General features: G+C 62.4%; 28 protein-coding genes. 15 read left to right on the top strand and 13 right to left on the bottom strand.

Features of this window, described 5'->3' with window-relative positions; genetic code table 11:
- Positions 1-35: 35 nt before the first annotated feature.
- The 3 genes from G473_RS0120515 to G473_RS28150 form a co-directional block, all read right to left on the bottom strand.
- Entirely contained in the window at positions 36-764 is a 729-nt protein-coding gene (locus G473_RS0120515; protein ID WP_029014639.1) for an alanyl-tRNA editing protein, read from the bottom strand.
- Positions 765-830: 66 nt separating this feature from the next.
- The gene (locus G473_RS0120510) at positions 831-1,832 is read right to left on the bottom strand and encodes a cysteine synthase A (RefSeq protein WP_029014638.1); all 1,002 of its coding nucleotides are present in this window, start codon (positions 1,830-1,832) and stop codon (positions 831-833) included.
- A gap of 95 nt (positions 1,833-1,927) precedes the next feature.
- Positions 1,928-2,584, bottom strand: coding sequence for an NUDIX domain-containing protein (locus tag G473_RS28150; protein WP_051330530.1), 657 nt, complete (start codon positions 2,582-2,584; stop codon positions 1,928-1,930).
- Between the two features lie 114 nt (positions 2,585-2,698).
- On the opposite strand from G473_RS28150, the gene G473_RS0120500 reads away from it, so the two are divergent.
- A complete protein-coding gene (locus G473_RS0120500; protein WP_029014637.1) occupies positions 2,699-3,925 on the top strand; it encodes a bifunctional alpha/beta hydrolase/OsmC family protein in 1,227 nt (408 codons plus the stop codon).
- 35 nt (positions 3,926-3,960) lie between these two features.
- On the opposite strand, the gene G473_RS28145 is transcribed toward G473_RS0120500, so the two are convergent.
- A complete protein-coding gene (locus G473_RS28145) occupies positions 3,961-5,355 on the bottom strand; it encodes a methyl-accepting chemotaxis protein (RefSeq protein ID WP_161631024.1) in 1,395 nt (464 codons plus the stop codon).
- 493 nt (positions 5,356-5,848) lie between these two features.
- Between G473_RS28145 and G473_RS0120490 the strand changes: the two genes are divergently transcribed.
- The 3 genes from G473_RS0120490 to G473_RS29605 all read left to right on the top strand — a co-directional run bounded on the left by G473_RS0120490 (position 5,849) and on the right by G473_RS29605 (position 10,121).
- Positions 5,849-7,297, top strand: a complete 1,449-nt coding sequence (locus G473_RS0120490; RefSeq protein ID WP_029014636.1) for an NADP-dependent isocitrate dehydrogenase — start codon at positions 5,849-5,851, stop codon at positions 7,295-7,297.
- A gap of 262 nt (positions 7,298-7,559) precedes the next feature.
- Positions 7,560-7,934, top strand: coding sequence for a GcrA family cell cycle regulator (locus G473_RS0120485; RefSeq protein WP_029014635.1), 375 nt, complete (start codon positions 7,560-7,562; stop codon positions 7,932-7,934).
- Between the two features lie 222 nt (positions 7,935-8,156).
- Positions 8,157-10,121, top strand: a complete 1,965-nt coding sequence (locus tag G473_RS29605; protein ID WP_161631023.1) for a methyl-accepting chemotaxis protein — start codon at positions 8,157-8,159, stop codon at positions 10,119-10,121.
- 93 nt (positions 10,122-10,214) lie between these two features.
- Here the strand turns inward: G473_RS29605 and G473_RS0120475 are convergent, their stop codons facing one another.
- Both G473_RS0120475 and G473_RS0120470 read right to left on the bottom strand, forming a co-directional pair.
- Entirely contained in the window at positions 10,215-11,432 is a 1,218-nt protein-coding gene (locus tag G473_RS0120475) for an NADP-dependent isocitrate dehydrogenase (protein WP_029014634.1), read from the bottom strand.
- Between the two features lie 146 nt (positions 11,433-11,578).
- The gene (locus G473_RS0120470) at positions 11,579-12,178 is read right to left on the bottom strand and encodes an LOG family protein (protein WP_029014633.1); all 600 of its coding nucleotides are present in this window, start codon (positions 12,176-12,178) and stop codon (positions 11,579-11,581) included.
- 247 nt (positions 12,179-12,425) lie between these two features.
- Here G473_RS0120470 and G473_RS28135 point away from each other — a divergent pair, with 247 nt between their 5' ends.
- The 3 genes from G473_RS28135 to G473_RS0120455 all read left to right on the top strand — a co-directional run bounded on the left by G473_RS28135 (position 12,426) and on the right by G473_RS0120455 (position 14,695).
- Entirely contained in the window at positions 12,426-12,890 is a 465-nt protein-coding gene (locus G473_RS28135) for a c-type cytochrome (RefSeq protein ID WP_084438421.1), read from the top strand.
- A gap of 74 nt (positions 12,891-12,964) precedes the next feature.
- Positions 12,965-13,663: a cytochrome b/b6 domain-containing protein gene (locus tag G473_RS0120460; protein WP_051330526.1), complete on the top strand. Its 699-nt coding sequence runs from the start codon at positions 12,965-12,967 to the stop codon at positions 13,661-13,663.
- A gap of 48 nt (positions 13,664-13,711) precedes the next feature.
- Positions 13,712-14,695, top strand: coding sequence for a LysM peptidoglycan-binding domain-containing protein (locus G473_RS0120455; RefSeq protein ID WP_029014631.1), 984 nt, complete (start codon positions 13,712-13,714; stop codon positions 14,693-14,695).
- 197 nt (positions 14,696-14,892) lie between these two features.
- Here the strand turns inward: G473_RS0120455 and G473_RS0120450 are convergent, their stop codons facing one another.
- Positions 14,893-15,348, bottom strand: a complete 456-nt coding sequence (locus G473_RS0120450) for a type III secretion system chaperone (protein ID WP_029014630.1) — start codon at positions 15,346-15,348, stop codon at positions 14,893-14,895.
- Positions 15,349-15,562: 214 nt separating this feature from the next.
- Between G473_RS0120450 and G473_RS0120445 the strand changes: the two genes are divergently transcribed.
- Positions 15,563-15,880, top strand: coding sequence for a hypothetical protein (locus G473_RS0120445; protein WP_029014629.1), 318 nt, complete (start codon positions 15,563-15,565; stop codon positions 15,878-15,880).
- 22 nt (positions 15,881-15,902) lie between these two features.
- On the opposite strand, the gene G473_RS0120440 is transcribed toward G473_RS0120445, so the two are convergent.
- From G473_RS0120440 to G473_RS0120420, 5 genes are all read right to left on the bottom strand, one after another.
- Positions 15,903-16,166: a hypothetical protein gene (locus tag G473_RS0120440; protein ID WP_029014628.1), complete on the bottom strand. Its 264-nt coding sequence runs from the start codon at positions 16,164-16,166 to the stop codon at positions 15,903-15,905.
- A gap of 193 nt (positions 16,167-16,359) precedes the next feature.
- The gene (gene infA / locus G473_RS0120435) at positions 16,360-16,644 is read right to left on the bottom strand and encodes a translation initiation factor IF-1 (protein WP_029014627.1); all 285 of its coding nucleotides are present in this window, start codon (positions 16,642-16,644) and stop codon (positions 16,360-16,362) included.
- A 132-nt stretch (positions 16,645-16,776) separates the two neighbouring features.
- Complete coding sequence (locus G473_RS0120430) at positions 16,777-16,983, bottom strand: cold-shock protein (RefSeq protein WP_029014626.1); 207 nt, start codon at positions 16,981-16,983, stop codon at positions 16,777-16,779.
- A 149-nt stretch (positions 16,984-17,132) separates the two neighbouring features.
- Positions 17,133-18,827, bottom strand: a complete 1,695-nt coding sequence (locus G473_RS0120425; RefSeq protein ID WP_029014625.1) for an AMP-binding protein — start codon at positions 18,825-18,827, stop codon at positions 17,133-17,135.
- Between the two features lie 100 nt (positions 18,828-18,927).
- Entirely contained in the window at positions 18,928-20,487 is a 1,560-nt protein-coding gene (locus G473_RS0120420) for a helicase HerA domain-containing protein (RefSeq protein ID WP_029014624.1), read from the bottom strand.
- 221 nt (positions 20,488-20,708) lie between these two features.
- Here G473_RS0120420 and G473_RS0120415 point away from each other — a divergent pair, with 221 nt between their 5' ends.
- Positions 20,709-21,212: a hypothetical protein gene (locus G473_RS0120415; protein WP_029014623.1), complete on the top strand. Its 504-nt coding sequence runs from the start codon at positions 20,709-20,711 to the stop codon at positions 21,210-21,212.
- A gap of 55 nt (positions 21,213-21,267) precedes the next feature.
- Here the strand turns inward: G473_RS0120415 and G473_RS0120410 are convergent, their stop codons facing one another.
- The gene (locus G473_RS0120410) at positions 21,268-21,672 is read right to left on the bottom strand and encodes a GreA/GreB family elongation factor (RefSeq protein ID WP_029014622.1); all 405 of its coding nucleotides are present in this window, start codon (positions 21,670-21,672) and stop codon (positions 21,268-21,270) included.
- A gap of 238 nt (positions 21,673-21,910) precedes the next feature.
- On the opposite strand from G473_RS0120410, the gene G473_RS30030 reads away from it, so the two are divergent.
- From G473_RS30030 to G473_RS0120380, 6 genes are all read left to right on the top strand, one after another.
- Positions 21,911-22,063 (top strand): DUF3309 family protein, encoded by a 153-nt coding sequence (locus G473_RS30030; RefSeq protein ID WP_035708472.1) that lies wholly within the window; start codon positions 21,911-21,913, stop codon positions 22,061-22,063.
- A 102-nt stretch (positions 22,064-22,165) separates the two neighbouring features.
- Complete coding sequence (locus tag G473_RS0120400) at positions 22,166-22,666, top strand: nucleoside deaminase (protein ID WP_084438419.1); 501 nt, start codon at positions 22,166-22,168, stop codon at positions 22,664-22,666.
- Between the two features lie 36 nt (positions 22,667-22,702).
- Positions 22,703-23,347 (top strand): bifunctional nicotinamidase/pyrazinamidase, encoded by a 645-nt coding sequence (gene pncA, locus G473_RS0120395; protein ID WP_035708470.1) that lies wholly within the window; start codon positions 22,703-22,705, stop codon positions 23,345-23,347.
- Positions 23,348-23,451: 104 nt separating this feature from the next.
- Positions 23,452-24,186 (top strand): glycosyltransferase family 2 protein, encoded by a 735-nt coding sequence (locus G473_RS0120390; protein ID WP_029014619.1) that lies wholly within the window; start codon positions 23,452-23,454, stop codon positions 24,184-24,186.
- Complete coding sequence (locus G473_RS0120385; RefSeq protein WP_029014618.1) at positions 24,183-24,521, top strand: lipid-A-disaccharide synthase N-terminal domain-containing protein; 339 nt, start codon at positions 24,183-24,185, stop codon at positions 24,519-24,521. The genes G473_RS0120390 and G473_RS0120385 overlap by 4 nt, the downstream gene beginning before the upstream one ends.
- On the top strand, positions 24,518-26,221 hold the full coding sequence (locus G473_RS0120380) for an ArnT family glycosyltransferase (protein WP_051330525.1): 1,704 nt from the start codon (positions 24,518-24,520) through the stop codon (positions 26,219-26,221). Before G473_RS0120385 ends, G473_RS0120380 begins: the two co-directional genes overlap by 4 nt.
- Positions 26,222-26,469: the final 248 nt, after the last annotated feature.

The raw sequence follows: 26,469 nt of genomic DNA, 5'->3' as shown, positions 1-26,469 counted from the left end.
CGCCCTTTTCACGTCATGTCTGTGGCTGACAGGAATTATTCCTTGAAGGCCAGGATGACGCGACGGTTCTGCTTTCCCTTATTCTCGATTTTTACGATGCTGATCGGGCCGATTTCCCCTGTTCTGGCAACATGGGTGCCGCCGCAGGGCTGGAGGTCCACCAGCGCATCATCCGGCCCGATCTGAAGCAGGCGGACACTGCCGCCTCCGGTCGGCGGCTTGACGGACATGGTGCGGACCAGTTCCGGCCGCTCTTCCAGATCAGCGTCGCTGATCAAGCGTTCCCGGACCGGATGGTCTGCGGCGATCAACTCGTTCAGCCGGGCTTCAATCTGTTCTTTATCCAGGCTGGCGGAAGGCACATCGAAATCCAGCCGCGAGCGGTCGGCGGAGACCTGTCCACCCGTCACCGCGCCGGGCACCACGGCGCAGAGCAGGTGCAAGGCCGTATGCATACGCATATGGCGGTGCCGGCGTGGCCAATCCAGGACCAGCTTCACGCGCGTGCCGGGCGGGGGCAGGGCGCTGCCCTCCGCCACGACATGCTGCACATCGCTTCCCTGTTCGGGCAGGGGGACAGCCTTGCGGGCATCGGTGATGGTGATCTGCCCGCCCTCCCAGGTGAGGGTGCCGGTATCACCGGGCTGCCCGCCACCATTGGGATAGAACAGGGTCTGGTCCAGGCGGATGCCATCTGTATCGCTGCTGATGACCGTGGCTTCCGCCTCCTGCAAATAGGCATCGTCGCGGAACAGCAATGTCATGGCATCCATCTCCCGGTGTCTGGTTCGGTTCACCGTCCCGCATAGGGGAACGCGGGACGGGCCCTATCAGACCAGCCAATCGGGAATTGGCAAACCCTTTTCCCGCAGGAAATCAGGATTGAACAGCTTGGACTGGTAGCGGGTGCCGTAATCGCACAGGATCGTCACGATGGTGTGGCCCGGTCCCATCTGCCGCGCCACTTTCATCGCGGCGGCGACATTCACGCCGCTGGACCCGCCCAGCACCAGACCTTCCTGCTTCAGCAGGTCGAAGATCACCGGCAGCGCTTCCTCGTCGCTGACCTGCACGGCATCATCCAGCGGCGCATCGGCCAGATTGGCGGTGACACGGCCCTGGCCAATGCCTTCAGTGATGGAATTGCCTTCCGATTTCAGCTCGCCGCTCTTTTTCCAGTTATAAAGGGCGGACCCCATCGGGTCGGCCAGAACGATGCGGATATCCGGGTTACGTTCCTTCAACGCCAGCGCCACACCGGCCAGCGTGCCGCCGGTGCCGGTGGCGCAGGTGAAGGCATCCACCTTGCCGCCGGTCTGGTCCCAGATTTCCGGGCCGGTGGTGCGGCGATGGCCTTCGCGGTTGGCCAGATTGTCGAACTGGTTGGCCCAGATCGCGCCGTTCGGCTCCGTGGCGGCCAGTTCCTCGGCAATCCGGCGGGAGACATGGACGTAATTGCCAGGGTCCTTGAAGGGCACGGCGGGCACCAGCCGCAAATCTGCGCCGCACAAGCGCAGCATGTCCTTTTTCTCCTGGCTCTGGGTTTCCGGCATCACGATCACGGTGCGGAAACCCATCGCATTGCCCACCAGGGCCAGGCCGATGCCGGTATTGCCGGCGGTGCCTTCCACGATGGTGCCGCCGGGGCGCAGGGCCCCGCGCTCAATCGCATCCTGCACAATGGCCAGGGCCGCCCGATCCTTGACCGATCCGCCGGGATTGAGAAATTCCGCCTTGCCCAGAATGGTGCAGCCCGTCGCTTCCGATGGGCCCTTCAACCGGATCAGCGGGGTACGGCCGATGCTGTCGAGAAATCCGTTGCGCACATCCACGATGATGGACCTTATCTTTTGTGTAGATCATGGGCGACCATCTGGGGTCGCGATTGTGGAAATGCTACCGCCCGCGGCGGCATTGATGCAGCGCTTTATGTGCAAGGCGCCGCTGCATCGGTCCGGAACATATGGCGATGGCGGGCAAACCAGTTCAACCCCAGCAGGGTGAAACCGCTCACAATCCGGTTGGCATCCATCAGGGCGATGGCCTCATCCGCCGGCACCAGATGGACGCGGATATCTTCCGCCTCTTCTTCCAGCCCGTGCACGCCGCCCAGATGCGCGCTGTCGACAAGGCCGAACAGGATTTCCACCACTTCGGTGCAGCCACCGGGGCTGGGCATCATTGTATAGACATGGCGGACGTCGTAAGGGGTGCAGGCAGCTTCCTCCTCCGCCTCGCGGATGGCCACGTCGACCGGGTTTTCTCCATCCTTCACCATCCCGGCCACGAATTCCAGCATCCAGGGGTCGCGACCGGCGGCATAGGGCGCGGCGCGGAACTGTTCGATCATCACCAGCCGGTCGGTGGCGGGATCATAAAGGATCAGGGCAACCGCATAGGTGCGGTAGCATACTTCCCGCTCGATAACCGGGGTCATGCTGCCATCGAACCGTTCATGCGTCAGGCGCAGACGGCGGAAATCCATGAAACCTTCATGGATGGTCTCGCAGGACAGTTCCGTCACCCGTGAGGGGCTTTGGACGCCGGGCAGAAGGGGGAGGGTTCGGTTGAACGATTTCGACATGGAAAAGCCGTTTGCCGTTTAAGAGACTTGCGCCCGGCGTGCGGCATCTCCAGCCTGTGCGCCATGAACGGTCCCAAGGGCCGCACACCGGATACATATCAAGGAGATGGCACGATGGCGCGGGTAACGCAGGAATTCAACTTTGCCGGATCGACCGGGGCCACCCTGTCGGGACGGCTGGACCTGCCAACCGGAAAGCCGCTGGCAACGGCGATTTTCGCCCATTGCTTCACCTGCTCCAAGGATTATCACGCTTCCGCCCGCATCAGCCGGGGGCTGGCGGAGCGCGGGTTTGCCGTGCTGCGGTTCGATTTCACCGGCCTGGGTGCCTCTGAAGGGGCATTCGACGAGACCAATTTTTCCACCAACGTCGCCGACCTGCTGTCAGCAGCGGCCGCATTGACGCAGGAGATTGAGGCCCCCCGCCTGATGATCGGCCATAGTCTGGGTGGCACGGCGGTGATGCGGGCGGCAATCGACCTGCCCAGCGTGGGCGCTGTGGTGACGATCAACAGCCCGTCCGGCCCCCATACGCTTCTGGCGAAAATCGCGGGCCGCGATGCGGAGATGGCACGGGACGGGCGAGTGCCGCTGAATGTTGGCGACCGCGAAATGCCGATCACCGCCGATTTCGTTGCCGATGCCCAGTCCCACGACATGACATCGCATATTGCGGCCCTGGCACGACCGCTGCTGGTCCTGCATGACCCGCGCGATCCTGTCGTGTCGATTGAAGAGTCCGACCGTATCCTGGCGGCGGCGAAGCATCCCAAGAGCTTCATTGCCCTTGACGGTGCCGGCCATCTGGTGGCCGATCCCCGGACCACCACCTATGTCGCTGACATGATTGCCACCTGGGCCAAACGGGCACTGAAGCTTGACCTGCCGGCTGCCCGCCCTGTGGGGGTAGAACATGCTGGCCCGGTGACGGTGATGGAGACGGGGGAGGCGGCTTATACCAATCTGGTCACGGCCGCTGGCATCCGCTTCACCGCCGATGAACCCACGGCAGATGGCGGCACCGGGACGGGCCCCAATCCTTACGAGCTGTTGCAGGCTGCGCTGGGCGCTTGCACCTCGATGACCCTGCGGATGTATGCCAACCGCAAGGGCTGGCCCCTGGCGCGCGTCAGCGTCCGGGTGGAACATGCCAAGCGTGATCCGCTGCCGGACGAGAAGACGGAGAATGCCGGCGGCAAGGTGGACCAGTTCACCCGCCATATCAGCATTGAAGGAGCGTTGGACGAGGATCAGCGCAAGCGGCTGCTGGATATTGCCAATAGCTGCCCGGTTCACCGGACCCTGCGCAGCCGGTCAGCCATTAATACGCTGCTGGTGTGATATTCCCGATCCGGGGCCTGAAGCGGTTATCCGCTTCAGGTGACCTGGCCTTTGCCTGCTGTATTCGCCTGGGCGTTGGCGGCACTGCGCACAACGTCCACCAGCACGCGGCGCAGTTCCTCCACACTTGTTGCAACCGCGCCGGAACCACTTTTGACGTGGGCCGCCTGCTGGCCTGTGTGACTGACCTCTCCGGATACCTGTGCGATCCGCTGCGCGACATCGCTTACCGCTTCGGAGGTCGCAGCGACATTGCGGCTGATTTCCTGCGTCGCGGCGGACTGTTCCTCAATTGCAGCGGCAATGGCGCTGGAGACGCTGTCGATTTCATGGATGGTGGCGCCCATGTCCGATACGGCGCTGACCGCGGCGGTGGTGACTTGCTGGATGGCACTGATATGTCGGCTGATTTCCTCCGTTGAGCGCGCCGTCTGGTTGGCCAGGGCCTTCACTTCATTGGCGACAACAGCGAAACCTTTCCCGGCCTCTCCAGCACGCGCCGCCTCGATGGTGGCATTGAGCGCCAGAAGGTTTGTCTGGGCAGCAATATCCGCGATCATCTGCGCGACTTCACCAATGCGGCTGACCGCTTCGGTCAGGCTGTCGATCGTTGCTTCGGTCCGGGTGCCGGTTTCCACGGCCTGTCGGGTCAGGCGTCCGGAATGATTGACCTGGGAAGCGATCTCCTGGATGGCGCCCACCAATTGGGTGGTGGCGCTGGCCACTGTCTGGGCATTTTCCAGTGCCCGTTCAGCGGAGTTGGTCACATTCCGGGCATTCTCACCTACCCGACCGGCGGCGCTGGCCATATCCTCGGCTTCCTGGGCCATGTGGCCTGTGCGTTGGGCGACCTGGGCTACGGCGTCACCAGCCTCGCGTTCCACGGTGTCAGCCATCGTGGTCAAGGCCTGTACACGGCTGACCTGTTCAGCCTCCGCATAGGTTTCCAGCAACAGTTCCAGATCATACCATGCCAGCCGCTGCAACGTGTCGCGCAGCGCATTGCGCTGCTGTGTTGCGGTGGGGTTGAGCAGGGCTGAGAGAGGGGAACTCTGGCCGTTCACCCCCAGTTCCCGGATGATAGCATTGACCACGGTGCTGTGGCAGATGGCGACAGCATAGCCGGGTACCCCATTGTCGTAGAATGCCTGGGCCAGCCGACGAGCCGAGGCGATGAACCCATCCCCCAACTGGCCTGATATCAGACGGATCCAGTGCCCAAGCCGCGCCTCATGCACCTGGGGGCTGGCCAGGGCCTTGGCAATTTCTGGCCAGTCACCGAAATGTGCATGGCTTGCTTCCAAAAGGCGGGGCAAATGGTTACGGGCGAAATCGGCCTGCGCCCGCATTTGAGCCAGATCCAGTTCTGTAACGGCGAAGGCCTTCAGGCGGCGTGTGTCAGTGTCTTGGGCGATTGCGTTGGTTGTCATGACGTATTGGTGGTCCATAAGGGAGAAATGCCCGCCGCCACGCGAGAAATGTCCGAGACAGGGAGCAATAAAGGGGAAGTACCAGGATGCACCGGAAAGCCGATGACACCGTGGTTCGTGATCCTAAATTAGGTTGGTGCGGGCAATTTTCTACGTATTTTATTGGTAAATAATCTGTATTAAATCGATATCTGCGCTGCGGCTTTGTTATTCAAATCTGCCTATTGGCAGGGTTGCTCCACCTCTCGTTCAGCCAATACGACTATGCCGGTCAGGGGCCACGGAATCAGGCTGGAAGTGCCTTCATCGTTGGGATTGTTCTTTCTTGTCCCGTGTAGGGACAGAAAAATGCTTTCTGCGTAATAATCTGTCCAAACGGGGCAAGTCCGCCCCGACCTTCGGTCGATTGCGTGATGCAGCGGCTGGGGTTAGCTTCCCCACCGTGCCCGGTAAATCCCGCTGAAGGGAACGGGCCGAAAGAAGGACGATTATCATGACGACGACAGCACCCACCCCGATCACCATCGCCCGTGGCGACGGTATCGGGCCCGAGATCATGGACGCCACCCTGGAAATCCTTCAGGCATCGGGCGCCAACCTCGCCTTTGAAGAGATCCAGATCGGCGAGAGCGTTTATAAGCGCGGCATCATGAACGGCATGGAGCCGTCGGCCTGGGAAAGCCTGCGCCGGACCAAGGTCTTCCTGAAGGCCCCGATCACCACGCCGCAAGGGGGCGGCTACAAGTCGCTGAACGTCACCATCCGCGGTGCGCTGGGACTGTTCGCCAATATCCGCCCCTGCGTTTCTTATCACCCCTATGTCTCGACCAAGCACCCGACCATGGATGTGGTCATTGTGCGCGAGAATGAGGAAGATCTTTACGCCGGTATCGAATATCGCCAGACCCAGGAAGTGACCCAGGCTGTCAAGCTGATCACCCGTCCGGGGTCGGAAAAGATCATCCGCTACGCGTTTGAATATGCCCGTGCGAACCACCGCCGCAAGGTGACGGCCTTCGTGAAGGACAATATCATGAAGATCAGCGATGGCCTGTTCCATCGCGTGTTCGACGAGATCGCGGCGGAATATCCCGAGATCGAACATGAGACGATGATCGTCGATATCGGTGCGGCCCGTCTGGCCGATACGCCGGAACAGTTCGACGTGATCGTCACGCTAAACCTCTATGGCGATATCATTTCCGACATCGCGGCCCAGATCACAGGTTCGGTCGGCCTGGCCGGTTCGTCCAACATTGGTGACCAGTGCGCCATGTTTGAGGCCATCCATGGTTCCGCGCCGACCATCGCTGGCAAGGGCATTGCCAACCCGTCGGGTCTGATCCTGGCGTCGGTGATGATGCTGGTCCATATCGGCCAGGCGGAAGCTGCCGAGAAGATCCATAATGCGTGGCTGAAGATGATCGAAGACGGTATCCACACCGTCGACATCTTCAAGCGTGGCGTCTCCAAGGCGCGGGTCGGGACCCGTGACTTTGCGGCCAATCTGATTGACCGTCTGGGCGAGCGTCCGACCCATCTGATCCCCGCCTCTTATCAGGTGGAAGAGAAGTCCTCTTTCGGCGGTATCGCCCTGAAGGACGTGGCAAAGGTCGAGAAGAAGCTGATCGGTGTCGATGTGTTCCTGGATCACAAGGGCGGCACCGGTGACGATATGGCGGCCCGCGTGTCCGGCCTGATCGGCGACAAGCTGAAGCTGGTCATGATTTCCAACCGCGGCCAAAAAGTGTGGCCGGAAGGCGCGCCGGAAACTTTCTGCACCGACCATTGGCGCTTGCGCCTGCAGGGCGAGGGTGTGACCCACGGTGACATCATCGCGCTGCTGGGTCGCCTGGACGAAGCGGCGCTGGATGTTGTGCAGACCGCCAGCCTCTACAGCTTCGATGGTGCCAACGGCTTCTCTGCCGCCGCTGGCCAGTAATAGGGCATGCCCTGTGCCGGTGCAGCCGGCGCAGGGCAGCCTCCCCCTGCTGCATCTGGTTGGTAGCAGGGGAGTTACCCACAAGATTCAGCATGGGGCCCCCTATCCAAAGCGACTCAAATTTGGTAGGTTGGCATCCGTCGGGACACAATATTTTGTGGCCCAAAAGCTATCATCGGACATTTTCACTCAAGGGCCTTTCGGGGCTGGATCATGTCCGATCCTGGCCGTTGGTTTGCCTTTACGGAAAGGGAATTGCAGCGTGGAAGCGACCGAGAGCACCTGGAGCGACGAACGCGTGGAAAAGCTGCGCCAGCTCTGGGGTCAGGGGATGAGCGCCAGCGAAATCGCCGATCTCCTGGGCAATGTCACCCGCAACGCGGTGATCGGTAAGGCGCACCGGTTGGGCCTTTCTGGCCGGCCGTCGCCGATCAAGAAGAAGCCGACCAAGGGTGCCACCATCCTGTCGCTGACGGAGCGGATGTGCAAATGGCCGGTGGGCGATCCCAAGTCGCCGGACTTCCATTTCTGCGGCAAGCCGTCGCTGAACGGCCTGCCCTATTGCGCCGAACATGCGGCTATTGCTTATCAGCCCGCCCGCAAGCGGGACGAGGAGCGTAAGCTGGGGGTCGCCTGATCGCGCGCAGAACATCTGGTAATGAAAAGGCCCTGGCTGAATAAATCAGCCGGGGCCTTTTTCTTTGTCAGTGCCCGCTGTCTGCCTGTGATTCCAAATTGGATCACTCTGCTTTGGGCGCAAAAGGCTATCCTAACCGAAGGGGTATCGGATCGAGAGTTACGACTATTGGCTGGGTTTTCTATGATCTTCCATATCAGCTGGCCCGATATGGGGGAAATCATGTCCCGGTCTGTCACCAAGAGCACTGCGTTCAAAAAGCTTCTGGCCGCGTTCGGTCTTGTCATTGTTGTGAATGGTGCGGCCGGTATCGGTGCAAGCATGTATATGCGCAACGCGGCGGCGACCGTTGAAGACGGCCATCAGGTCAGCGATACGCTGCGTCTGATCAAACAGGTTGAAAACACCCAGCACATCCGTGAGTCAGCCTTACGCGGCTTTTTGATTGCGGGTGACCGGACCTTTCTTGTCCCCTTCGACAAAGCGACGAGCGAGATGACAGAGGCAGGCCAGGAGGCTGTGCATCTGGCGATGGACAGCGCCCAGCGCAGCCGGCTGGAAGCCATTCTTGCCAATGCGGTCCGCTGGGAAGAGGAAATCGCCCGCAAGCAGATTGCCTTGGCCGCTACGTCAGGTGGGCTTGCCCAAGCCCAAGATATGGTTGCCCAGCGCGTCGGCGCACCTCTGATGACAGAGATCGATACGCTTCTGGATCAAGCAGAAGCGGCGGAAACGGCCCGCCTGATGGTGTTCGACAAAATGGTCGATGACAACGCCATCAACATGCAGGCGGTATTGATCGGCGGCATCATTCTGGGCGTGGCCATCGCCCTTGCCATGGCGATCCTGCTGAACATCCTGCTGATCAGGCCGGTCCGGTCGCTGTCCAAGGCCATGGCGCAATTGGCCGATGGGCAGCCGGTGGATGAGATTACCATCCAGCGCGAGGATGAAATCGGCCAGATGGCAGGCGCTTTCACCAAGCTTCGTCACGCGACCGAACGCGCCTTTGCCCAGGCACAGATGATCGAAGATCTGCCGCTGGGCGTCATGACCTGTGATCCCAAGGATGATTTCAGGATCACCTTCATGAACAAGCGCAGCAACGAAGTGCTGCAGACGATAGAATCGCTGCTTCCATGCAAGGTCGAGGAGTTGAAGGGCAAGTCCATTGATATTCTGCATCGCCATCCCGAACATCAGCGCCGTATCCTCTCCAACCCCGCCAATCTGCCTCATCGGGCCAAGATCAAGGTCGGCGGTGAGGTGATGGATCTGCGGGTCAGTGCCATCAATGACCGTGCCGGTAATTATGTGGGTCCCATGCTGACATGGTCGCTGGTAACCCAGCAGGTACGGATGACCGACGACTTTGAGCAGAATGTCAAAAGCATCGTCGATCTGGTCAGCCAGGCTGCTGAGGAAATGTCCCAGGCTGCCAATGCTTTGAGCCATACGGCGGATCGGGCCAATGGCCAGTCCACCGCTGTGGCGGCCGCTGCGGAGGAGGCCAGCACAAATGTTGCCACTGTGGCCAGCGCCACGGAAGAGCTGGCAGCCTCCATCCAGGAAATCGGGCGGCAGGCTGAAGCCTCCAATGTCCGGACCAGCCGGGCGGTGGAAGATGCTGGTCATGCCGACATATTGATGGAACAGCTTGCCGGTGCCGCACGGGAAGTGGGAGAAGTTGTCGATCTGATCAATGCCATCGCCCATCAGACCAACCTGTTGGCCCTGAATGCGACCATTGAGGCGGCGCGGGCCGGGGAAGCCGGAAAGGGCTTTGCCGTTGTCGCGACAGAGGTGAAGAGCCTGGCCAACCAGACGGCAACCGCCACTGACCGTATCCGCAACAAGGTGCAGGAGATCCAGGGTGCCAGCGGACGGGCGGGCGATGCCCTGCGCGGGATTACGGAACTGGTGCGTGACATGCACGGCATTTCCGCCGCCATCTCTGCCGCCGTGGAGCAGCAGCAGGCCGCCACACGGGAGATCGCTTCCAATATTGCCCAGGCGGCGGCCGGTGCCCGGGATGTGACGGCCAATATCACCGGCGTCAATCAGTCAACCAATGAAACCGGTGCGGCCGCAACCCAGGTCCGCGGTACAGCCAGTGAATTGAGCGGCAGCGCCCATAAGCTGGCGAACCAGGTGGACCGCTACCTGCGGGAAGCCCGGGCGGTGTAAAATCGCCCGACAGTCCCGGATGGAAAAGAAAACCCCGGCTGCCAAGCCATGGCAGCCGGGGTTTTCATTTTACTGAACCGGATGGGTTCCTGATCAGGCGCCGCGAGCGGCCTTCAGGTTCTCGTCCAGCTTGGCCAGGAAGTCCTGGGTGGTCAGCCACTTCTGCTCAGGACCGATCAGGGTCGCCAGATCCTTGGTCATGAAGCCGGATTCAACCGTATCCACGCAGACGCGCTCCAGCGTCTTGGCGAACTCGACCACCTCAGGGGTGTTGTCGAACTTGCCGCGATAGGTCAGACCCTGCGTCCAGGCGAAGATGCTGGCGATCGGGTTGGTGCTGGTCGGCTTGCCCTTCTGATGCTCACGATAGTGACGGGTCACGGTGCCGTGGGCGGCTTCCGCTTCCACCGTCTTGCCATCGGGGGTCATCAGCACGGAGGTCATCAGGCCCAGCGAGCCGAAGCCCTGCGCCACCAGATCGGACTGCACGTCGCCGTCATAGTTCTTGGCGGCCCACAGGAAGTTGCCGCTCCACTTCAGGGCGGACGCCACCATGTCGTCGATCAGGCGATGTTCATAGGTGATGCCGGCGGCCTTGAACTTGTCGGCAAATTCAGCCTGGAACACCTCTTCGAACAGGTCCTTGAAGCGGCCGTCATAGGCCTTCAGGATCGTGTTCTTGGTGGACAGGTACACCGGATAACCGCGCAGCAGACCGTAATTCATGCAGGCGCGGGCGAAGCCACGGATGGATTCGTCAACATTGTACATGCCCATGGCAACGCCCGGCCCGTCAAAATCGAAGACGGTGTGGCGGATGTTGCTGGTGCCATCCTTGCTGGTGAAGGTGATGGACAGGCGGCCGGGGCCGGGGATCAGGAAGTCGGTGGCCTTGTACTGATCACCGAAGGCATGACGGCCGATGACGATCGGCTGGGTCCAGCCCGGCACCAGGCGCGGCACGTTCTTGCAGATGATCGGCTCGCGGAAGACGGTGCCGCCCAGGATGTTGCGGATGGTGCCGTTCGGCGACCGCCACATCTGCTTCAGGTTGAATTCCTTCACCCGGTCTTCATCGGGGGTGATGGTGGCGCACTTCACGCCCACGCCGTAATGCTTGATGGCCTCGGCGGCTTCGACCGTGACCTTGTCATCGGTCGCATCACGATGCTCGACGCCCAGGTCGTAATATTTCAGGTCCACGTCCAGGTACGGAAGGATCAGGCGGTCCTTGATGAACTGCCAGATCACGCGGGTCATTTCGTCGCCATCAAGTTCCACGATGGGGTTGACGACTTTGATCTTCGACATGGAGGCGCTCTCCCAGGGGTAAGGGGTGCCGGGGGCTATTCCAGCGGCCCGTCCGGCGGTGTCAATAAAGCCTATTTGCAATAAGGTCGCAACCGCCCCTGGTCCCGGTAATTTCCATCATCGGGCGGGGCTGGCCTGCGCATCTTTCAGAGCCTTTCGGTTTCAACCTTCTGCGTGGGGGCTGGCTGCAGCGCCAGCGCCGGCAGGATATCTTCCACATTCTGGACGATATGATAAAGCTGCTGGCTGGCGCCCGGCAAGTTGGGCTTCCGCATGAAGCCCGTATCCTGCATATGGTCCAGCAAGGCGATCAGCGGATCCCAGAAACCATTGGTGTTGACGATGATCACCGGCTTGTCGTGAAGCTGGAGCTGGCGCCAGGTGATGATCTCAAACATTTCGTCCAGCGTGCCGATCCCGCCGGGCAGCACGACGAAAGCGTCGGAGCGCTCCACCATCATGCGCTTGCGGGTGTGCATGCTGTCGACCACATGCAACTCGGTCAGGCCGGCATGGTCGACCTCAAACTTCTGGATATGATCGGGAATGATGCCAACGACCCGACCGCCCAGGGCCAGCGCCGCGTCTGCCACGATTCCCATCAATCCGACGCGGCCACCGCCATAAACGATGTCCAGACCGGCAGCCGCCAGAAGATGACCGGTCTCTTTCGCCGCTTGCTTATAGACCTCATCGACATAGTTCGAAGAACCGCAATAAACACAAACGGACCGGATGATGGACATAATCGACACGCTTTCCTGACAGACAGACTTCACAACATGGGGGCGGCAAGGGCGGTTGTCACCTTCTTGCACATGACGATCTGTGCGGGCACTCTGGTACATGACGGCAGAGGGGCCTTTATCATATCGTCTTTGCATTCGGCCCTACACTATCTGCCGACACGAAACAAGTCGACCAGCCCGCAAAGGGTGGTCGCCGCCTGGCTGATGCCCCCGCACAGCCGGCGCCCAATGCCTCAAGGAGAAGATGATGAAGCGTACCCAGGGCTTGCTGTTCGCGCTGACCATGGCCGTTGCTGGCGCCACGATTGCTGGCGGCGTCGCCATGGCCCAGGACCCCGCCGCGGTGATTGCTGCCCGCCAGGCCGAATTGAAAAAGGCCGGGGATGCGACCAAGGCCTTGGGCGGCTATGCGAAGGGCGGCGATCTGACCGCCGATGAGGTGAAAGCGCACGCTGCCACCATCGCAGCCGTGGCCCAGGCCATCCCCGGCTGGTGGCCGGCTGGTACCGCCAAGGGCGTGGGCAAGAGCGACGCTCTGCCGGCCATCTGGGACAAGCCGGATGAGTTCAAGGCCCGGATCGCCGCCTTCCAGACGGAATCGGCCAAGCTGGTGGAAGCGGCCGCCGGTGGTGACCGTGCGGCCATCACGGCCCAGTTCGGCAAGACGGCGGGCACCTGCAAGGCCTGCCATGAAGGCTTCCGCGACTGACGGTCTGAAAGGCTCCGGCTCCTGTTCTGATAATGGGGCCGGAGCCGGGCAGCGCTAACCAGGGAGCGGGCAGGATGGGAATAGGAACGGGGCATGATGGGACGGGGCTGCGCGTCAAGGGGCCGCCGGTACGGGTCTGGGACCTTCCCGTGCGTTTGTTCCATTGGTTGCTGGTGCTGTTGATCGCTGCGGCCTGGTGGACGGCTGAAAATGATGCAATGGACTGGCATATGCGCTGTGGCTATGCGGTTCTGACCCTGGTGCTGTTCCGCCTGATCTGGGGTGTCGTGGGCAGCGAGACGGCCCGGTTCACCCAGTTTGTCCGCGGGCCGGCCGCCATTCTGCATCATGTGCGTGAACTGGCCCGTCCCGGCCGGATGGGGATGCATAAGGGGCATAATGCGCTGGGGGCGGTCGCGGTGCTGGCCTTACTGACCGCGGTGGCCATTCAGGCTGTTACTGGCCTTTTCACCAGCGACGGGATCATGACGGAAGGTCCGCTGGCGGCCAGCGTCAGCAGTGGAACGGGCCGGCTGCTGCGCTCTATTCATTTCACCAATTTCAACATCCTGCTGGGGCTGGTGGGCCTGCATGTGGCCGCCATTCTGGTCTATGCTGCCTTGAAGCGGCTGGATTTGGTACGGCCGATGGTGACCGGTCGGGCAACCCTGCCGCCGGGAGAGGTGCCTCCCAGGATGGTTTCGTTATGGCGGGCAATTGTGGTAGCAGGGATATCTATCGCTTCGATCTGGGCCCTGGTCAGCTTTGCCTGACGCCCTTCACTTGACGCTTCCGATACGGCGAGAAAGGTCTCCGCACCCGTGAATCGCACGATCCTTATCCCCCTTGCCATTGCCGGCGTGGCTGCCATCGGTGCTGCCGCCTTCCTGATCCAGGATCGCCATCAGGAGGGGAGGGAGGCTGGCAAACCGGCCGCCTCCACCGCTGCGACCAGTCAGCCATCCTTGCCCAGTTTTGATGTTGTCCGGGTGGAACCGGGTGGCAACGCGGTGATTGCCGGCCGTGCGATCCCCGGCGCCAAGGTCAGCATCCTGGATGGTGACCGGATATTGGGCACGGTGACGGCGGACGGGCGTGGCGAATGGGTGTTCCTGCCCGGCGAGGCGCTGCCGCCCGGTTCCCGCCAATTACGGCTGGAAGCGGTGGGGCCGGATGGCACTGTGCTGGCCAGTGCTGGCACCGTTGTGCTGGCCGTGCCAGAGGCGAACCGCGATCTTGCGGGCCGGCGTCAGGATGGGAGTGGCGAGGCTTTGGCCGTGCTGACCGGCCCTGACGGCGGCAGCCGTGTGCTGCAGGCCCCGCGCGCCACGGGGGCCAATGGCGCCCCGCGTCCGGCGGGCGAAGTGGGCATCGATGCCATTGATTATGATCGGGGCGGCAAGGTCACCGTCGGCGGTGTTGCCAAACCTGATGCCGAGATCATGCTGTATGTGGAGAACAGCCTGATCGGCCGCACCAAGGCGGGCAGCGATGGCCGCTGGTCGCTGACCCCGGACCGGGGTCTGGAAAATGGCCGTTACGACCTGCGGGCCGATCAGGTGGGGAATGACGGCAAGGTCGTCAGCCGTGCCGAGGTGGAATTCGACAAGAAGCCCATCCCCGATCAGTCCCTGTCCGACCGTGCCGTGGTGGTCCTGCCCGGCAACAATCTCTGGGCAATCGCCCGCCGCTCCTATGGCGAGGGCCTGCAATATACCGTGATCTATGAAGCCAATCAGAAGCAGATCCGCGATCCGGACCTGATCTATCCTGGCCAGATCTTCATGATGCCCCAGGGCGGCTGAGCCCTGCGCGCTGAAATAAAAAGGGCGCCCTGGCCATATCGCTGGGCGCCCTTTTTATTTTGCCGCATGCTCTGGGAAGGCTGAATTATACCAAGGTCAAAAATCTTGACCTTGGTATCTGCGCCGACTGGCGCGGCGGCGGCCCGTGCCGCCGAAGTCCGTAAATTCTGGCGAGTCAGAATTTACGGACACAGGTATTACAGGCATTCCCCGAAGACGCGCAGATAGGGGCGGGCCTCCTGGACGAACTGGATAATCTCATACATCAGGTCGGTCAGGGTCAGGTGGCCGGGTACGTGTCGCTTGCCCAGCACGATGATCTTCTGCTTCTCATCCACCACGAAACGGGCCTGTTGCAGCCCCGCTGTCGCGCGCAGCACGGTCTGGAGCCGGGCGCGTTTATGCGGCGATTCGATGGAATAGGGCATATAGCCCACTTCGGCCCAGATGTGGAAAACCGTCTCATCCCCCGATGGGGTGATGCTGACATTGAACAGCAACCCATCCAGGAAGAAATGGTGGTGGGAGACGTCGGTCGGCAACGTCACCGTGACGTCGCCGGCATCGTCCATCCCAACCGAACCCCGGCCAAGCGGCAGCCCGTTCTCGGCCTGCCGGGCCAGGCGGGCGACGGTTTCAAGCGCCTGCGACACAGCTTGTCTCCCTCGGACGACCCCATGGGGGAATGCAATCTCCGCATTTCGATATAGGGGAGGAAGGTTTCGGTCCAGTAAATTCACCGTTATCTCAATTTACCGATGGGAACAGGGCCATTGTTTATCCGGTTTCAAATCACTGGCCTTACGATAGGACGCCGCGCCATGATGGCGCCGGCCCCGTCTATTTTTCTGTGATTGCTGTTTCCCGATGCTGCCTTATCCCGATCTTTCCAGCCTGCCGGACGATGTGGCCCGGGCCGTCGTGCGGCTGGTCAGGCTGGTCAACCAGATGCGGTTGCGGCATCCGGACCTGGATCGGTTTGCCCTGTCGGTGGAAAATGAGACGGATCTGCGCGCGGCCGTGATTGTCTGCCGTCTTGTGGAACAGCAATGCCGCGACTTTGAGCTGATGCTCAGCCCCTGGGACGGGCGTCAGTTACTGGAGACGCTGGGCACGCAAGAGCGGGATGGGCGGGAGGAGACGATCCGTCGCCGCCCCTCCCCATCCCCAAAGCAGGGCGGGTGAGAGGCGGCGGTTTCTCCGCAGCTTATTCCTCGCCGGGATCCTGGGCGATATCGTCGGCCAGTTCGCCGGCCATCTCCGCAAAAAGATCAGCGTCGGCCTGCAGGCCGTTTGCTTCGCAGATGCGCATGAAGACGCGATAGGCGTGGAGGATGGCGACATCCAGTGCGGTCTCGTCGCCTTCTTCGCTATAGCGATCCTTGATGTCCTGCTCTTCCAGCGCACCAAGAATATCCATCTCGGCGGCCTTCAGGACGGCTTCCATCGCCTGCTTGTGAAGGGTGGACATGGCTTCTGTTCCTATAGACGGAAATGACGGTCAAGAAAACAACAAGGGCCGGACGGGCCGCACCCGTAAAGGTGCGGTGCCATGCCGGCCGCATGTTGCATGTCATACCAATTCCCGCCCGCACTGACCGCACACGCCTTGGCAGTGCTGCTAGGCGCATGCGTCACATGTCGTGGCGGACCGTAAACCCGCCTTAGTGGCGACGCGGCGGGCCGCCGGGGCGACGCGGTGCGCCGGTGGGGGCGGGGCCCTGCCGTTCATCCTTGTGACGATAGGTGATGCGGCCCTTGTTCAGGTCATACGGCGTCATTTCCACCGTCACCCGGTCACCGGCCAGGGTACGGATGCGGCTTTTACGCATACGGCCAGCGGTATAGGCAATGATCTCGTGCCCGTTTTCCAGGGTTACGCGAAAGCGCCCGTCGGGCAATGCTTCCTGCACAGTGCCATCAAACTCAATGAATTCTTCTTTGGCCATCGGCCTTCTCCTTGGGGCAGGGGCGGCTGCCCCGTTCCTGCCATGATGATAAAGATAAAACGAAAGCGGGCGCGGGGCCCATGCTGGCCCTGGCGCCCGCCTGTCCTGTTGGTCGGAACCGATGCCGTGGCCTCAGTTCTGAAGATTAAGGGCGACCAGTTTCCCCGTCCGGCGGTCCTTTTCCACGTCAAAGCGCAGCCATTGCCCCTCTTTCAGTGTCGGCATGCCGACCCGCTGAACAGTGGAGATATGGACAAACACGTCGGGGCTACCATCTTCCGGTGTAATGAAGCCGTAACCCTTGGCGCTATTGAACCATTTGACAGTGCCCGTGGGCATGAACGCGCTCCGTTATTCCCGCCATCGATCAAGTCAGCGACGGGAATAGCCGGCGGCGGGGAACTTTGCCGGCCCGAAATCGTCAATTCCAGAATCGCAACGGCAAGATGGCGCTTGACGGCCTGGAATGCAAGGCGAGTGAAGGCGCATCAGCCCTTCAGTTCGGGGAAGTCTTCTTCCCAGAACTCCCATTCCCCGCGTTCGGCCGGCATCGGCCGCGCCAGTTCGGCCCGGCGCAGCTCCACCCGCCGGATCTTGCCGGAGATGGTCTTCGGCAATTCCGCAAATTCGATTCGCCGGACGCGCTTGTAGGGCGGCAAGACCGCCCGCACGTGGCGGAAAATATCCAGCGCCAGGGCTTTGTCCGGCTGATGCCGCCCTGTCAGATGGATGAAGGCCTTGGGCACGGCCAGCCGCACGGGGTCGGGGCTGGGCACCACGGCGGCCTCGGCCACAGCTTCATGTTCGATCAGGGCACTTTCCAGTTCAAACGGGCTGATACGGTAGTCGCTGGCTTTGAACACATCATCGGCCCGCCCGACATAGGTCAGGTAGCCATCGGCATCGCGGCTGGCCACGTCGCCCGTGCGGTAATAGGCACCATCGGGTGCCTGCAGGGGCGCATCGGCCGCGGCGCGATATCCTGCCATCAGGCCGGCTGGCCGGTCGGGCGTCAGGCGCAGCGCCACTTCGCCTTCCTCCGCCTCGTGCCCATCGGCGTCCAGCAGCACGACCTCATAACCGGGAAGGGGGCGGCCCATGCTGCCTTCCTTCACCGGCTGGCCGGGGCTGTTGGCGATCAGGGCCGTGGTTTCTGTCTGGCCGAATCCATCGCGGATGGTCAGGCCCCAGGCATCACGTACCCGTTCAATCACTTCCGGGTTCAGCGGTTCGCCGGCTCCGACCAGTTCGCGCAGGCTGGTCCGGCGGCTGTGCAAATCTTCCTGGATCAGCATCCGCCAGACGGTGGGCGGGGCGCAGAGCGTGGTGACGCTATGCTGCTGAATGGCATCCAGCACCGGCCCCGCCTGGAAGCGGCTGAAATTATAGACAAAGACGCAGGCCCCGGCATTGAGCGGGGCAAAGATGTTGGACCAGGCATGTTTGGCCCAGCCGGGGCTGGAAATGTTCCAATGCTTGTCACCGGGCTTCAGGCCAATCCAGTACATCGTGGAAAGATGCCCGACCGGGTATGACCGGTGCGTATGCAGCACCAGCTTGGGCTTGGCTGTGGTGCCCGATGTGAAATAAAGCAGCATCGGCGAATCCGCCGGTGTTGGCCCGTCGGGTGTGAAGCTGGTTTCCGCCATGGCCGCGTCGGCCAGTGACAGCCATCCCTCTGGCGCTTCGCCCACCGCAATGCGGGTCAGATGATCCATGGCGGTGAATTTCCCGCACTGGTCCGCCGCCGCGATGATGAAACGGGCACCGCCTCGTGCGATGCGGTCGGCCAGATCCTCTCCTGCCAGCAGGGTGGTGGCGGGGATGGTGACGGCGCCCAGCTTGATGGCAGCCAGCATCACTTCCCATAAAGGGACGATATTGGGCAGCATCAGCAGCAGATGATCGCCCCGCTGCACGCCCTGGGCGCGCAGCCAGTTGGCTACCTGATTGGACCGCGCGGAAAGGGCGGAATAGGACAGGATTTCCGCCTGTCCATCCTCCTGCACAACATGCAGGGCCGGCGTCTGATTGCCCGCCGCCATCCGGTCGAAATAATCCAGCGCCCAGTTGAAATGGCTGAAGCGGGGCCATTGGAAGGCCAGCCGCGCAGCCCCGTAATCCTCACGCAGCGTCAACAGGGTGTCGCGGGCCTGGATGAAGGCGTCGGCGGCAGTGGACATGGTCGTTTCCTCCGTTGTTGCCGCTTGGGCTGCGGCTTATCGAAGGAGAGCATGGGTATGCGGGTGCCCGTCGCCAAGCGGGCCTTTGGTCGTGCCGCCTTTACAATCCGGCGAACAGATCGCCTGTCGCGGGACCAGGGGTCTGGCTTTCCGCCGGGTCGGGTGCATTGGGGTCGCCCGCCGCCGTCTGGCAGGACAGGTGGGGCAGGGCGATGGCCCGCATCCCCCCCAGCAGGGTGCGCTGCACGATCACGCCGCGCTGTTCCATATAGGAAAGCAGGCGCCGCGCCCGACCGGGCGACCGGCTGCCGCAGGCGCGCGCCACTTCCGCATCAGACGGGCAGGGGGCATTGGCCAGGGCCGCCCGCGCCAGCAGCAGGAACACGCCCTGCATATCCTCCGGCAGGCCAGAGGCGGCCTGTTCGGCCTGTGCCCATTCCGGCTGGTCGGTGCCGCCGGCTTCCACCCCGGCGCGGATCACGGACAGGCGCCGGCGGAAGGCCGGCATGTCCAACGCCTCGCCCCTCAGCCGGTGGATACGGCAGCGGACCAGAAAATCCTGATACAGCACGGCATCGGTGCGGAAGGCGGCTTCGGGATCGGCCAGCACCTCACGCAGCACTTCATCCAGCTTCTGCTCCATCTCCTCCGCCGACAGGGCGGGCGGCTCCGGGTTGGCGGCAGCGTTGGCAGCGATTTCCGCCTGGCGCTGGCCGGCCAGCCGCAGGGCGGCGTTGATGTCTGGGGCTGCCTGGGGCGGCGGCCGCTTGACCGCTTGCATCGGTGTCGGCGCGAAGAGCTCATCTGCCGTGGGCGTCAGGATCAGGTCGCGCGCATCGGCTTGGGGCTGGTCGGGCAGGGGCATTAATTTCGGGCTGCCACCGCGCCCGGCAGTTTCCACGGTCCCGATCCGCACCGGCAGCGGCCGGCGCGACAAGGCCGGCCCCAAAGCCACGAAATGACCACGCTGCAAATCGCGGAACATCTCCGCCTGCCGGCGTTCCATGCCCAGCAGGTCGGCAGCACGCGCCATGTCGATATCCAGGAAGGTGCGGCCCATCAGGAAATTGCTGGCCTCCGCCGCGACATTCTTGGCCAGTTTGGCCAGACGTTGCGTGGCGATGATGCCGGCAAGGCCCCGCTTGCGGCCTCGGCACATCAGATTGGTCATGGCGCCCAGGCTGATCTTGCGCGCTTCGTCCGACACTTCGCCAGCGGCGGCGGGGGCAAAAAGCTGCGCCTCGTCCACCACGACCAGCATCGGATACCAGTAGTCCCGCTCCGCATCGAACAGCCCACCCAGAAAGGCGGCGGCAAGGCGCATCTGCGCCTCGATATCGGCCCCCTCCAGGCTTAACACCACGGAAACGCGATGCTGGCGGACGCGGGATGCCACCCGCTGAAGCGAGGTTTCAGTATGGTCGGCCGCTTCCACCACCACATGGCCGTACTTGTCGGCCAGGGTAACGAAATCCCCTTCCGGGTCGATCACGCATTGCTGCACCCAGGGCGCGCTCTGTTCCAGCAGGCGGCGCAGCAAGTGGGATTTGCCGGAGCCGGAATTGCCCTGCACCAGCAGACGGGTGGCCAGCAATTCCTCCAGGTCGAGCAGTGCGGCGCGGTTTTCCGCCGTCAAACCCATGTCGATGCCGACCTGCATCCGCGCTGTACTCCCTGGCTTCGATCTTCCGAAGCGGCGTTCTATAGCGCATCGGCCCTGCTGGTCGATAGCGCGGAAAGGCGGCCCGGCCATGCCATTGGTCTGGTGCCCCTTGCAATCGGGCTCTGACGAAGGGGCGGTTGTGCCGCCTTTCCATCGCGCGTTGCGTGCCCTATACAGGGGCCGGTTCCGCCGCTTAACCATCCCGGTTTCCACACCCGATGAAACGTACTTATACCCGCAAGGAAGTCCAGGACCTGCTGGCCGCGCTGGAACGTCAGGCGCGCGATGCGATCCGTCTGGCCAAGCTGGCCGAGGAGGAAGCGGCAAAGGACAGTTTCCAGACCTATAACGAATTCCGAGCTAAGGTTGGGGAGTTCAGGGCGCTGTGCATCCTGATTGAAGGCCGGATGAAAGCGATCGACAGTTCGCGGATTGATGACCTGAAAGAGGAATATGCCCGGCTGGATACGCTGATGCTGGGCCTGCTGGTGCGGGCATCCATGCGATTCTTTTTCGTCTTGTCTGCCAAGACGATGCTGCCGATGGGCGCACGGGATATTTTCGTTGCCGAACTGCACAGCCTTTATGACGCGGCAGAGAAGCTGCGCCGCCCGGAATATCAGAACAGCATGGGCGAAAAGCTGAAGGGTGATCTGGAAACGGCGGAAATGATCCTGGAAGAGATCATCCACAAGGCGCCCCGCCTCCTGCAATTCGGCTGATCACCTCTCCGGGGTCCGGTCGCTTTGCGCGCGACCGGACCTGGGCCCAGCATGGTCAGTCGCCGGGATTTTGCACCGCCTGAACCGTGATCTGTTTGGTGCGGCTGTCGATCGTGTCGTAGGAGATGGTCTGGCCGGGCGACAGGCCCAGCAAGGCACAGCCCACCGGCGTCAGGATGGAGATGCCATCCGGCGGATTGGGCTGGCTTTCCTCCGGCATGAACAGGGTGCCGGCATGGACGCGCCCCGCCTCGTCAGTGAAGCTGACATGGGAGCCGAGTTGGACGAACTGTCCTTTGACGGTGCCATCCACGATATCGGCCCGCATCACCTCATTCTGGAGGAAAAGTGAGATGCGCGCATAGGAGCGATGGAGGCTGTCGAGAAGATTCTCAATCTTTTCCAGATCATTACGCAGAATCCTGATGGGCGGGTCGCCGATCTGTACCTTCCGGTTCATTTTTCAGTCCTTGATGTCGATTAAAACATCCGCAAAGCGCGGATGGTGCCAGTCAGCCCGCATTGTGGGGCTGGCGTCAATGACTATCGCTAAGGAGTGGCGCTAAGGCGTGGCGCTAAGGCGTGGCGCCAAGGGGTGGTACCGCAAGGGCTTACCCCTACCGGACCTATGGCCACCTGTGCGCGTCAGACGTTCCCCCTTCATCGCATTCGCGTGGACAACAAAGGGGAGCCCGTTGATGACAACCATCCTGCTGATCATCCTGATCTTGATCCTGATCGGTGCCCTGCCGGCCTGGCCGCATAGCCGCACCTGGGGATATGGCCCGTCCGGCGGCCTGGGTCTGGTCGTGATCATCCTTCTGATCCTGCTGCTGATGGGCCGGATCTGACGGGGTTCCAAGTCATTCTCCCGTGACAGCGTCGCCATGGCAGCGCTATCCCTATGGGGTCGCCGTCCTGACGGATGGCCCCATAGCGGAACTCAATCGCCCATGACCGTTACACATGGCCCCCTCGCCCAAGAGCAGGATCAGCATTTTCTATCACTGGCCGCTGATCTGTCGCGCCAGGGTATGGAAAATGGTTCTGGCGGCCCGTTTGGCTGCGTGATTGTCATGGATGGCAAGGTTGTGGGAAGGGGCTGGAATCAGGTCACATCCACCAACGATCCCACGGCCCATGCCGAAGTGGTGGCCATCCGCGATGCTTGTCGCACGCTGGGCCGCTTCGATCTCCGTGGCGCGACACTATATGCCAGTTGCGAACCGTGCCCGATGTGCCTTGCCTCCTCCCTCTGGGCGCGGGTCGACCGGATCGTTTTCGCCAATACACGCGACGAGGCGGCTTCCATCGGCTTTGATGACGCACTGCTGTACGAGCAGGTGGCGCTGCCAGCCGAAGCGCGTATCATCCCCTGTGAGCATCGGCCGAGCCAAGCGGCACTGGCCGTATTCGAGGCCTGGAAGATGAAGGCTGACCGGATACCCTATTGAGCAATAGCATCCGGATCAGGGGAGAGCGCGACCATCATGACGCCGACCAAGCTGGAGGTCCGCCCGACGGACCTGTTGGTTCTGATCGATATCCAGAATGATTTCTGTGCCGGCGGTGCGCTGGCCGTGCCGGATGCGGACAGTATTGTTCCCCTGGTTAACCGGCTGGCCCGGCATTTCCTGTTGGCCGGGGCCGGCATTGTTCAGGCCCAGGACTGGCACCCGCCGGGCCATTCTTCCTTCGCCAGCAGCCATCCCGGCCGCCAGCCTTTTGATACTATTTCCATGCCCTATGGACCGCAGACCCTGTGGCCGGATCATTGTATCCAGGGCACGCACGGGGCCGCCTTCCATCCGGGTCTTGACCTGCCCATGGTGCAGGCGGTGATCCGCAAGGGTTTCCGCCCGCAGATCGACAGCTATTCCGCCTTTTTCGAAAATGACCGCCGCACACCCACCGGTCTGGTCGGTTATTGCCGGGAACGGGGATTTCAGCGCCTGTTTTTCGCCGGACTGGCGCAGGATTACTGCGTCGCCTTTTCCGCTGAGGATGCGGTCCGCAATGGCTTTGAGTCGATCCTGATACAGGATGCCTGCCGGGCCATTGACCTGAACGGATCGCTTAATCAGGCGATGGCGCGGCTGGGGCAGGCAGGTGTGGGCTTCACTGTCGCCGGGTAAGGCGCGACCGGACGGTCACTTCCATCAAAGCGTCACTTCTCCTTTTTGCCGGTTGGTATTATCCCGCCTGGACAGGTTTCGTTGACCCGCGCCAGGAGGCCGGGGTGGAGGGTCGGGTGCTGTTCTCCGTGCTGATCCCGGTATTGAACGAGCAGGATAATATCCTGCCCTTGCTGGAGGAGCTTTACGCCACCCTGCGGGACGGTCCGCCGTTCGAGGTGCTGGTGATCGATGATGGATCTGATGATGCCACTGTTGAACGTGCCCGATCCGTTCTGGCGGTATATCCGGGCTTGCGCCTGATCCGTCATCCCGCGCGCTGTGGCAAAAGCGTTGCCTTGCGCACAGGGGCCACGGCCGCCACGGCCCCCTGGCTGGTGACCATAGATGGTGATCGGCAAAACGATCCCGCTGATATTCCCCGACTGCTTGCCCTGGCGCAGGCCCAGCCAGACCTTGCCATGGTGGCCGGCAACCGCAGGCGGCGGGATGATACGCTGGCCAAGCGCATCACCTCCCGTCTGGGGAATGGCATCCGCCGGGCTTTCCTGCGGGACGCCTGCCCGGATACGGCGTGCGGGTTGAAACTGATCCGCCGTGATCTGTTTCTGGACCTGCCCATTTTCGACAGTCTGCACCGGTTCCTGCCCGCCCTTGTCCAAGGGCGCGGCTGCAGTTATGCCAACCTGCCCATCAATGACCGGGCGCGGGGGGCGGGCCGGTCGAAATATACCAATCTCGGGCGAGCCGCTGTGGGGCTGTTCGACCTGCTGGGCGTGATGTGGCTGCTGCGCCGGACGACAGTGCCGGTGAAGGTGGTGGAGGAGGGGCGGCCATGATCTGGACCCATATTGAGGCCTGGTGGCACGCGGCGGTGGATGACAAGGGCTGGCTGGTCCTGTTTGGCCTGTCGGCGCAGATCATGTTCATGATGCGCTTTGTCGTGCAGTGGATCAGTTCCGAACGCGCCGGTCGCAGCGTCATGCCGGAAGCCTTCTGGTACTTTTCCCTGGGTGGTGGGCTGATGCTGATCATCTACGGCCTGTTGCGGCCGGATGTGGTGATCATCGCCGGGCAGATCCCCGCGATGGTGATCTATAGCCGCAACATCGTGCTGATCCGGCGGGAAAAAGCCATCGTCCGGGGGCGTGTGGCAGGGATGGCTGCGCAATGACCATGCCCAGCCGTTTGACCGTGTTGCGGCCGGTCCATTGGTGTTTGCTGGTGCTGGTATCGCTGGCCGCCTTCCTGCCCGGTTTTGCCACCATCCCCCCGTTTGATCGGGACGAATCCCGCTATGTCCAGGCCAGCCGGCAGATGCTGGAAACCGGCGATTATGTCGATATCCGCTTCCAGGACGAGGCGCGACACAAGAAGCCGGTCGGCATCTATTGGGCGCAGGTCACGGCGGTGAAGCTGCTGGCTGGCGGTGCCGATGATGCGCCGATCTGGATTTACCGGTTGCCGTCCCTGATCGGGGCCGTTCTCTCCGTGCTGCTGACGGGCTGGATCGGCGCCCGGCTGTTCGGCGCCACGGTGGGGCTGGCCGGTGCCTGCATGATGGCAACCACGGTCATTCTGGGGGTGGAAGCGCGCATGGCCAAGACCGATGCCGTGCAGCTTGCCACCATCCTGGGGGCGATGGGGGCGCTGGCCCATCTCTATCTGGACCGGGAAAAGCCCTTTGCCGCCCCGTTGGGGCTGGTGCTGCTGTTCTGGCTGTCACTGGGGCTGGGCATCCTGGTCAAGGGCCCCATCATCCTGATGGTGGTGGGCACGGCCTGTCTGGCGCTCTGGGCCATGGACCGTGATATGCGCTGGCTGCGCCGTCTGCGCCCGGCCATCGGGGTGCCGGTGATGCTGGCTGTGGTGCTGCCCTGGCTGGTGGCCATTGGTCTTGCAACCAAAGGCGCTTTCTTCACCTATGCCATCGGGCATGAATTTCTGGGCAAGGCGGCGGCAGGGCAGGAAAGCCATGGCGCGCCGCCCGGCTATTTCCTGGCCACCTTTTGGATCACCTTCTGGCCCTGGGGGCTGCTGGGCCTGTTGGCACTGCCCTGGGCATGGCGGCACCGGCATGTGGCGCCGGTGCGATTCTGCGCCGCCTGGATCATCCCGACCTGGATCATCCATGAAGCGGTGGTGACCAAGCTGCCGCATTACACATTGCCGGTCTTCCCGGCCCTGGCCCTGCTGGCGGCTGCTGCCGCCTTGGACCGGTACGAGCGGGCGGATGCCTTGCCATCGCGCTGGTGGCGCTGGGCGGGGCTGGCTGTTGCCGGGTTGATCGGGTTTGGCTTTGCCGCTGGGACCATCGCCTTTCCGCTTCAACTGGACGGGGGCATGCCGCTGGCGGCCATCCTGGCGGCGCTGGTCATTCTCATCACCGGGGCGGGGTTGATCTGGTATGAACGTCAGCGGGACGGTGACCATCTGCTCTTGACTGGCATGGTGGGCGCCGTGGCCACATATGCCCTGCTGTTCGGTCTGGCTCTGCCGGCCTTGACGCCGATGTGGCTCAGCCCGCAGGTGGTGGATGTGGTGGCCCGACATCGGCCCTGCGCCCAGACGGTGCTGTCGGCGGGTGGTTACAATGAACCCAGCATGGTGTTCCTGCTGGGTACCGCCACCAAACTGGGCGGGGGTGAACAGGTGGCTGCCGACCTGCTGGCCGACTCCACCTGCGGGCTGGGCCTCGTCACGGTGGGGCGGGAAGAGGATGCCTTCCTGGCCGCGATCGGGGCCGCAGGCGCAACACCGCGTCTGGTGGAGCGGTTGAGCGGCTTCAACTATTCCCGCGGCAAGAAGGTCGATCTGCATTTTTACACCCTGACACCGGGTGCGACCCTACCGACGGCAACTGACCCTTCATAAGAAATCTTCCGCCATCGGATGAATCCTCTTGACGAAGACCCAGGACGACCCCATTCTCCCTTTTGTTGTCAACCAACTGAAAGGAGGTGATCCTATGTCTCGTTCCCCTTTGCGGACCCGCCAGGATCTCTCCGTCGCCGGGATTATTGCCGGCTAACGGAACGGTCCGTCGGCGGGGTCCACCGCCAAAGCGGACGTCTACGGCTACCGTAGAAGGCAGGGTCGGCCCCCAAAAGGGACCGGCCCTG

Origin of the sequence: Niveispirillum irakense DSM 11586 (assembly GCF_000429645.1) — a bacterium.
Classification (GTDB): Bacteria; Pseudomonadota; Alphaproteobacteria; order Azospirillales; family Azospirillaceae; genus Niveispirillum; species Niveispirillum irakense.
This window is presented reverse-complemented; position numbering and strand designations above follow the sequence as displayed.